General features: G+C 42.4%; 3 protein-coding genes and 1 pseudogene. 2 read left to right on the top strand and 2 right to left on the bottom strand.

Annotated elements, in window-relative coordinates; genetic code table 11:
* Positions 1 to 212 precede the first annotated feature (212 nt).
* Positions 213 to 1,552: pseudogene (astB, locus tag D9603_RS21125) on the bottom strand (N-succinylarginine dihydrolase).
* A 198-nt stretch (positions 1,553 to 1,750) separates the two neighbouring features.
* Here astB and D9603_RS21120 point away from each other — a divergent pair.
* Positions 1,751 to 3,646: a DUF294 nucleotidyltransferase-like domain-containing protein gene (locus tag D9603_RS21120; RefSeq protein WP_128732810.1), complete on the top strand. Its 1,896-nt coding sequence runs from the start codon at positions 1,751 to 1,753 to the stop codon at positions 3,644 to 3,646.
* Between the two features lie 10 nt (positions 3,647 to 3,656).
* Positions 3,657 to 4,358 (top strand): 3'-5' exonuclease, encoded by a 702-nt coding sequence (locus tag D9603_RS21115; protein ID WP_128732809.1) that lies wholly within the window; start codon positions 3,657 to 3,659, stop codon positions 4,356 to 4,358.
* A 61-nt stretch (positions 4,359 to 4,419) separates the two neighbouring features.
* Here the strand turns inward: D9603_RS21115 and D9603_RS21110 are convergent, their stop codons facing one another.
* On the bottom strand, positions 4,420 to 5,994 hold the full coding sequence (locus D9603_RS21110) for a BCCT family transporter (protein ID WP_128732808.1): 1,575 nt from the start codon (positions 5,992 to 5,994) through the stop codon (positions 4,420 to 4,422).
* Between the last annotated feature and the right edge of the window lie 1,062 nt (positions 5,995 to 7,056).

Here is a 7,056-nt window from a genome sequence, read left to right as displayed (position 1 = left end):
AACGCTGTTAGCGTCAGATTCACTCCTTCAAATTGAGCAAGTATTAAGACTAATTGGTATAACAACATGCTGGACTGATTTATGGGTTAACAAAGTTTCGTGAGTGAGTTTCAGCTGTAACGTAAGCGTTTATTACTATTGCCCTCAAGTAAACGAGTGTGGTGTTAGCTCAAGTCTAAAACCAATTAACTTGAGCTAAGTGTGTGCGGTTATTAGGCTTGTTGAAACTCGTAAACACTGCCCAAATTAAGCAGTTGTGTCAGTTCGTCAAGCGCTGCGTAAGACTCGTGCAACAAACTGGGATCTGCTAAGTCTTGCTCTGTTACGCGATCACGATAGTGCTTGTTGACCCAAGCGCTGAGCTGAGCAAATTTGTCATCACTCATCATGATTTCAGGGTTAACAGCACGCAATTCTGTATCGTTAAGCGCCACTCGTAATCGTAAACATGCAGGTCCACCACCGTTTTGCATACTCTGACGCAAATCAAAAAAGCGTACTTGCGAGATAGGGTTATTCGCACCAAGCATATACTCTATGTAGGCCGCAACATTGGTATTTTTTGCACATTCTTCAGGTGCAACTAACATCATTTCACCTGATGGTAAGGTGATCAACTGTGAGTTAAATAAGTAACTTTTTACCGCATCCTCCACACTTACGGCGTGACTTGGCACTTCAACAATGTGCAACGGCTTTTCACCAATGTATGCTTGTCTGATTTTGGTCAAACTATTAGTTTATCGATAAAGGCTTGATCATGACAAAATAGTACATTCTCATTACCTACAGCAATCACATCATTGTGGAACACGCCTTGGTCAATAACATTTGGGTTTTGCTGGATAAAAATTGCTTGTTTTTCATTTAATTGATGTAGCCTTGCAACAGCTTGACTCGCTTCAAGGGTTTGTCGTGCAGGGTATTTGCTGGGGCCTTTAATACTACTGTTAAAACCACTTGAGCCATAGACAAATAACTGAACACCTTGGCTTGCATGATCATCTGCTAAACGAGTATGGTTCGCGGCACCTTCGTCGCCAAAAAAGGGCTGTTCAGGTAAATGCTGATGGTGTGAAAAGTGTTGTTCATCAGCGAACATAGCGCGTAGTAAATTGGTTGTGGTGGTTGGTTCTATGGAGCGATGAAACTTACAGTTTAAATTAGCGCTGGTAAAATGAACTTTACCATCATTTGAGTCAATAGACGGTGACACAGTCGCAGCGTTTGCAGTCCACATTGCCGAAGCAGAATAGCAAGCACGTAGTAAAATTGGGTCGTGCTTATATGCTTTTTCTAATACTTGGGCATCAGTGCCTGAAAAGCCAACTCGGCGCAGTGGTGATAAACTTGGGCGCGCATGAGGGGCGAATATCCCTTGTTTTAAGCCGATGTCGTGCATCGCTTTCATTTTTTCAAGGCCTTGTAACGCCGCCTCTTTTGGATTTGAAATGCTGGTAGCGTTAGAAAGTGAGGCCACGTTACCGTAAGATAAACCGGCGTAGTTATGAGTTGGTCCTACTAAGCCATCGAAATTGACTTCATAAGTCATGAGTGCGATTCCTGTTGCAAATGGTTATAGACCTCTAGTATGAGGCGGTTTCGTCAGTTTTGAAAGTGATATGAATCAAAACAACAGCATAGCTAACAGCACTTTGTCATTTAACCTCTTGCTAGGCAGACTTTGATTGCAAATTCAGACCTCGTTGCCCACAATAGAGAGAGTTTTTGTTTTACCTCAGGGCAAACCATGGAAGTTGAACATCAGGAAATTGCCAACTTTTTAATCGCTTATCCGCCATTCTCGGATTTACCGCAGGAGGCACTACACCGCCTTGCAAGCCAAGTTGAAGTTGGCTATTACCGTGAGGGGAGTCGCATTCTGGAGTATGGTGAGCAAATCACTTACCTGTATGTGATCCGCTCTGGTGCTGTGGAATTATTCCGCCGCTCGGGTGAATTATACAATCGTATATCAGCAGGGGGGATCTTTGGTCAACGCGGTTTATTGATGAATCGTAAGGTTCGCTTTGGGGCGCAAAGCCTCGAAGATACATTAGTGTATTGCATTCCTGTGGGTGTATTTGATGAATACTGCGATGTCTATGAGGCATTTGCTGATTATTTTGAAGCTGATGACAATGCTAGGCTCAAAATAACAGTATCTGAGCAAGCAGATAGTAACGACTTAACCACTGCTAAAGTACGTAAACTATTGCTACGTGATGTGGTATACGTCGAACGTAATGCAACAGTGCAACAAGCCGCACAAGTGATGGCAACAGAGCAGGTTTCATCTTTACTAATTTATGATCCTGAAAAGCCTGTGGTAGAAGACCCCGATGAGGACGATGGTCAAGTTGTCGGGTTGATCAGCGATAGGGACTTGCGGGTAAACGTTGTTGCTAAAGGGCTTGACTATCAAACGCCGGTTTCTGAGATTATGTCTACCGATTTGGTGATTGTAGATTCTAATGCGTACGTATTTGAAGCCATGATGTTGATGCTCAAAGACAATGTTCATCATCTGCCTGTAGTTCATAAACGCAAACCAATTGGAGTTGTGGCGCTTTCTGATATTTTGCGTTATGAGTCACAAAGTAGTTTGCTATTTGTAAGAGGCTTGATGGATCAGCAAAGCGTTGAAGATCTTGCCAGTTATGCTAAACAGCTCCCTGCAATATTCACTCGCATGGTCAATGAAGATGCTAATTCACATATGATTGGCTCTGCTATGTCTATTATTGGTAAAACATTTAAACATAAATTGCTCGAGTTAGCAGAGGCAAAATTAGGACCCTCCCCGATCCCTTACTGTTTTATTGCTCTGGGCTCAATGGCTCGGGACGAGCAGCTAATTGTAACGGATCAGGATAACGCGTTGATCTTAGATGACGATTATAAACCTACAGAGCATGGAGTGTACTTTGAGCAACTCGCAAAATTTGTGTGTGACGGCCTTGCAAACTGCGGATATAAGTACTGTGATGGTGGCATTATGGCGACCAATCCTGCTTGGCGGTTAACATTTAGTCAATGGCAATCACAGTTTGAAAGTTGGATTGATAAGCCTAGTCCAGAAGCCTTACTCAATAGCTCAATTTTCTTTGACTTGGAAGGGGTATGGGGGGAAGTAAAGTGGGCGGAGAAGTTAACCGCATTTGTTAGTAAAAAGGCAAAAAGTACACCTAAATTTTTAGCGGCAATGGCGCATAATGCGCTAAGAAGAACACCACCACTTGGCTTTTTTAATGGCTTTGTTTTGGAGCAAGATGGTGAGCACAGACGGTCGATGAATATTAAACGACGTGGCACAGCACCACTTTCGGATTTGGTTCGTGTACATGCGCTTGGTGTTGGCTCTAAAAAACAAAACTCCTTTGAACGACTCGAAGATATTGACGAAGCAAATATACTTCCTAAAGGTAAAGTATTAGATCTACAAGCTGCACTTGAATACATCGCTATCATGCGTATTCGCCATCAAGCCTGGCAAATTGAGCAGGGTGAAAAGCCAGATAACAGTTTACCACCTGAAACACTCTCTGATTTTGAGCAGCGCAATTTGAAAGAAGCATTTGGTGTGTTAGACAAAGCGCAAAGCTTTTTAAAGTTTCGCTACCAAAATAAATCCATGATGAAATAGCGGTGTAAAGATGCAGGGTGAGATTATGTCATGGCCAAATCGCTTCGAGCATTTGGCAAAAGTGGCAAGAGATCCAAGACTTAAGTCATTTTATCAACAAGGTGTGGTTGACCCTTATCAGCAATTGGGTCAGTGCGAATTTGTTGCGCTTGATTTTGAAACCACGGGGCTCAATCCAAATATCGATGACATAGTGAGTGTTGGCGTGGTGCCATTTGATTTGCGGCGGATCCGCGTAGCGCAAGCAAAGCACTGGTTAGTTAAACCAACGAGTCCACTTGCTAAAGAGTCTGTGGTACTTCATCGGATAACCCATTCTCAAGTTGAAAGCGCGCCAGATCTGGAGGATATTCTTGAGGAGGTGTTTGCGTCGCTTCATGGTAGAGTCATCGTGGTGCATTATCAGTTTGTCGAGAAGTCATTTTTTAACTCTGCGCTTATGGCAAGAGTAGATGAAGGAATTGAGTTTCCGGTCATTGATACAATGGAAATTGAGAAGTCAGCAATAAATAATACTAGAAACTGGCTTGATAAGCTTAAACGTAAACCCATTCCTTCAGTGCGCTTAGCTGATTGCAGAAAGCGCTATGGGCTTCCATATTACCAGCCCCACCATGCTTTGTCCGATGCCTTGGCAACGGCAGAGTTACTTCAAGCCCAGGCTCAGTATTGTTTAGATCCATCAGATATGGTGAAGCGCTGGTGGAGCTAAATCCAAATAACAAAAAGGCGGAGCATACATCAAGCTCCGCCTGTAATGGCATTAACGACTGTTAGCTTTTAGGCTCAGTCCTTAGCCCAAGGATCAAACTTACGCACATCAGCAGTAGTACAAAGGTAAACGGCAAACCTGTAGAAATGGCACCCGCTTGCAGTGCTTCAATCGCCTCTTTACCACCGATCCACAGTAGCGCAGCCGCAATCGCACCCTCAATACTCGCCCAGAATATACGTTGTGGTACTGGCGCATCGATTTTACCGCCAGCGGTAATACTATCGATAACTAAAGAGCCTGAGTCTGACGAAGTAATAAAGAAAACCAGTACAAGTAAAATCGCAGTGAACGAGAGTAAATCACTCATAGGTAAGTTTTCAAACATCTGGAACATAGCTAAAGGCACTTCAGTTAAGCCATTTGTGCCAAGCGCACCAATGCCATTTTTTACCTGATCGATAGCAAGGCCACCATAAATTGACATCCAGATCACGGTTACCAATGTCGGGATTAATAATACTGCGGTGATAAACTCGCGTATGGTTCGTCCCTCTGACACACGAGCGATGAACATACCAACAAACGGTGACCAAGATATCCACCATGCCCAATAGAATACTGTCCAGCCTTGGAACCATGCCTCATCGTCACGCCCATGAGGGTTACTTAACGGAATGATATTTTCAATATAAGCCATTAAAGTTGTCGGAATATTACCCAAGGCAATTGCAAAACCTGCGATACCAACGAATAGTAATAATGCAAAGGCTATTAGCATATTAATGTTACTGAGTAATTTTACTCCGCCATCAATACCGCGGACAACGGAAATAATTGCCAAGACAGTTACGCCCGCGATCACGGCAATTTCAAGGCTAAGTCCTGCCTCTATACCAAATACATGCTGGATCCCAGCACCAGCTTGTTGTGCACCCAAACCAAGTGACGTCGCAAGACCAAACAAGGTAGCAAGTACGGCAAGAATATCAATGATATGCCCAGGCCAACCCCATGCTCTATCTCCTAAGATAGGATAAAAGATAGAGCGGATCGACAGCGGTAGTCCCTTGTTGTAGGCAAAAAATGCTAGGGAAAGTGCAACCACTGCGTAAATTGCCCAAGGGTGTAAGCCCCAATGATACATGGTCGCGCCCATGGCAAGTTCGGCAGCTTCAGGGGTATTAGCTGCAACATTCAATGGCGTTTCATACCAGCCAGTATAATATGCTACAGGTTCAGCGACGCCCCAAAACATTAGGCCTATCCCCATACCTGCGGCAAATAACATAGCAAGCCAAGATGCTCGGCTATAACTAGGCTTGGCATTTTCACCGCCTAAGCGTATCTTTCCGTAGGGGGAAAGCACAAGTACTAGACAGAATAAGACAAAGAAGTTCCCCGACCACATAAATAGCACATCAAAATTACCTATGATGTCCCACTTGATGCCATCAAGCGTGGTTTTCGCTGTATTTGCATCGACCAATAGTACAGCAATTAAAAAAGCTAATATTAATCCTGCACTTACGCCAAACACGGGGTTATGCACATCAAACCCCCACTTTTGCACGTTGTCTTGCCCAACGGTGTAGTCCGTATTATCGATGCTGTATTTATCGTGGTTATTGCCCATGATACCCTCTTGTTGTTCTCATCGTGATAAGACATCAAGCTGACATAGTAGTTATACCACTTTGTCTTACTACTTGCTCAATTTGAAGAAGTAAGTCTGACGCTAACCGCGTTAGAAATTTTGTACCTACATGGATGTAGGTATCTTGGCGATAGCAGGGCGCTGTAGCGGTGTTATCGACAAGACTTTCTCGTCTCAAAATAGCAAGTTTATTAAGATAATTGGTATAAGTTAAAAATTACACACTATAAAATAACAATTCGACATAAACTAAATAGGCAGTGAAACAAAGAAAACTGTGACCTTTAACACCAGTCAATAGCTATTTGCAATGGCTTTGTTAACCACGAAACCTACTATCACTCGCTGTTACGTCATACCCTTTAAGTTACAAAAAATTTTGCCCAGTCTAGATTATTTGGCGTTCTCACTCGATCAATACATTTCAATTGCATCAAAAGAATGGCTCCACGCACCTGTGATGGGTTTATGTTAGTTACAGTGACAGTATATTGCCTCAATACTTGTAATTAAGATAAACCAACCGAACTGCTATGCTAATGAGATTAAAACATCAATCTACTTACCAACTCGCCTTATACAAGAGCATGTAATTAAGCAAATTGGAATTACGTCAACTTGATAATCAGTCGATGCTAATACCAATTAGACTTAATATTTGCTCAATTTTGAGGAGTAAATCTGACGCTAACTGCGTTAAAAATTTCTTATTTAGAATAACTAAATAGCAAAACTTTCGCCTAGTTATCGACAAAATTTTCTCGCCTTAAAATAGACCACTTAATTAAGATAATTGGTATGAAAAGCAACAACTCTTTACGTCTTGGTCGTACCGGGAAGCAAATGCGCAATACCAGTAAAACCTACGCTTACTAGTTTAGGGGGTGAGATTGAAAAGTAAATGGTTACTGAATTTTTTATTTAAAAATCATCGTATTCATCAACTAGACATACAGAGTGAGGTAATGCCAATTTGACTTAATACTTGCTCAATTTGAAGGAGTAAATCTGACGCTAACAGCGTTAAAAGTTTCTTATTTA

It is taken from the genome of Pseudoalteromonas sp. PS5 (assembly GCF_004103255.1).
In the GTDB taxonomy this organism is placed as follows: Bacteria; Pseudomonadota; Gammaproteobacteria; order Enterobacterales; family Alteromonadaceae; genus Pseudoalteromonas; species Pseudoalteromonas peptidolytica.
Note: the sequence above shows the minus strand (reverse complement) of the source record. Positions and strands in the feature narration are given on the sequence as shown.